At 36.9% G+C, this 1,815-nt stretch carries 1 protein-coding gene and 1 pseudogene; one reads left to right on the top strand and one right to left on the bottom strand.

The window, feature by feature from the left end:
• Nucleotides 1–371, top strand: a pseudogene (locus FT726_RS27050) (NADP-dependent phosphogluconate dehydrogenase); the annotation flags it as partial.
• Between the two features lie 150 nt (nt 372–521).
• Here the strand turns inward: FT726_RS27050 and FT726_RS27045 are convergent.
• The gene (locus FT726_RS27045; RefSeq protein WP_346303827.1) at nt 522–1,607 is read right to left on the bottom strand and encodes an acyltransferase; all 1,086 of its coding nucleotides are present in this window, start codon (nt 1,605–1,607) and stop codon (nt 522–524) included.
• Between the last annotated feature and the right edge of the window lie 208 nt (nt 1,608–1,815).

Here is a 1,815-nt window from a genome sequence, read left to right as displayed (position 1 = left end):
ACAACTGGGATCTGCATTACGGTGAAATCGCGAAGATCTTCCGTGCTGGCTGCATCATCCGTGCACAGTTCCTGCAGAAAATTACTGATGCTTATGCGACCGATGCTAACATCGCAAACCTGCTGCTTGATCCCTACTTCAAAAACATCGCTGATGAATATCAGCAGGCGCTGCGTGATGTTGTCTCTTATGCCATTCAGAACGGTATTCCAACACCAACCTTCTCAGCGGCAATTGCATACTACGATAGCTATCGCTCAGAAGTGCTGCCTGCCAACCTGATTCAGGCGCAGCGCGACTACTTTGGTGCGCACACCTACAAGCGTATTGATAAAGACGGTGTATTCCATACTGAGTGGTTAGCTGATTAAAATAATCTTTGTTGATAAACTAATCCTATTTATCCGCTAGTTTTCAAAGCCATAGTTCGTAATCAACGAGCTATGGCTTTTTTATTAATTGTTAGAATAATCTTTTCAGATACACTAAACGGAAAAATAATCGGCATTTTTTAAAGTATTTTAATGCCGTTTTTCTGCTAGCTGTTTGGATTTTTTTGAGTAAAATGTGTCTGTTATTTTCTTGGTGTTCTTATAAATAGGCATCTCGAACCAATTATAAATAAAGTGCGAAATGATTATTAAAACACTGAGGAATACTATCGTCTGGCTTTGTAAGCTCAGGCTTCTATAATAATTGATTTGATCTAACAAAAGCATTAAAGGAGTATGAGTAAGGTAAATTGCAAAGCTTATTTTTCCGAAGTAGACCAGTAATGAATTTGAAAATAAAGTATTCCAAAATGTATCAAAGTTAATCAGGCTATAAAATATATAGGTAAAACAAACTATAGTTATTATATCGTAGGAAGTAACATTATCTTTCGTATAAATAAAGTATGCCACATAGGCTATTGCAAGAGTCTGTAATATAAGTACAATTGAATTGTTTTCGGTGCGTTTTAAATCATTTGTCACTTCCGAACAGTTTATTATTGCTATTCCTAATGCCAAACCAGCTACACATTTCAAAAATCCAGAGGATAGTATATTGAAATAAACGTCTGTGGCTGCTTCTAAATTGTGATGTCTTCCTATAACGATGCCGTATAATATTACAGATAGTGAAATTAAGAGATGCGTATTGCGAATTTTTAGCAGCAATGGGAACGCTAAAACTGATGCGTAAAATTCAACTGATATAGACCAGCTTGGATCATTCCAATTCCATGAATTAGCTAACCCCATCCCATGTAGCAAAAATAAATTATAGATGCCAGTTGCAAATGGTTCATTGAAAGGTATCTTTTCAAAAAATGTAAAATAAATGTAGATTGACACTAAGAAAGTTAGCAAGTGTAAGGGATATAAACGTTCAAATCTGTGTGCTGCAAACTTATAATATTCTTTGCTACCGTGTAATAACTTTTCTTTATAAATATAAGTTAAAACAATTCCTGATAGGATAAAGAAACCATCAACTGAAATGTAAGAATGAGAAAAATGGACGTTGCCCCATCCAAGTCTACTCCCCAACCAATGTCCAGCAACGACTGTCCAGCACAGTAAACCCCGGCATCCATCTAACTCTAACAGCCTGCGCTTCATAAAGCTCCGATTCATCAAGATAGTGTAAATTTATCGAAAAGAATTTTTAAGCTAATTTACGCTAGCGAGCAAGCATTGTTTAAGTTTTTTTACTAAGCCATGTCCAGATTTCCCTGTGTACTCACTTTTGATGATTTTCGGGTTTATCAAACCACCAGCAACTCCCCCTTACGTCCCGCATTCTCCCCCGCCAGCCTCACCACCAGCA

Source organism: Pantoea sp. Morm, from assembly GCF_016643525.1.
GTDB classification, from domain to species: domain Bacteria; phylum Pseudomonadota; class Gammaproteobacteria; order Enterobacterales; family Enterobacteriaceae; genus Pantoea; species Pantoea dispersa.
This window is presented reverse-complemented; position numbering and strand designations above follow the sequence as displayed.

Bases quoted from the DNA above. Each gene is read 5' to 3' on its own strand.
- FT726_RS27045 (WP_346303827.1), bottom strand. From the start codon at position 1,607: ATGAAGCGCAGGCTGTTAGAGTTAGATGGATGCCGGGGTTTACTGTGC.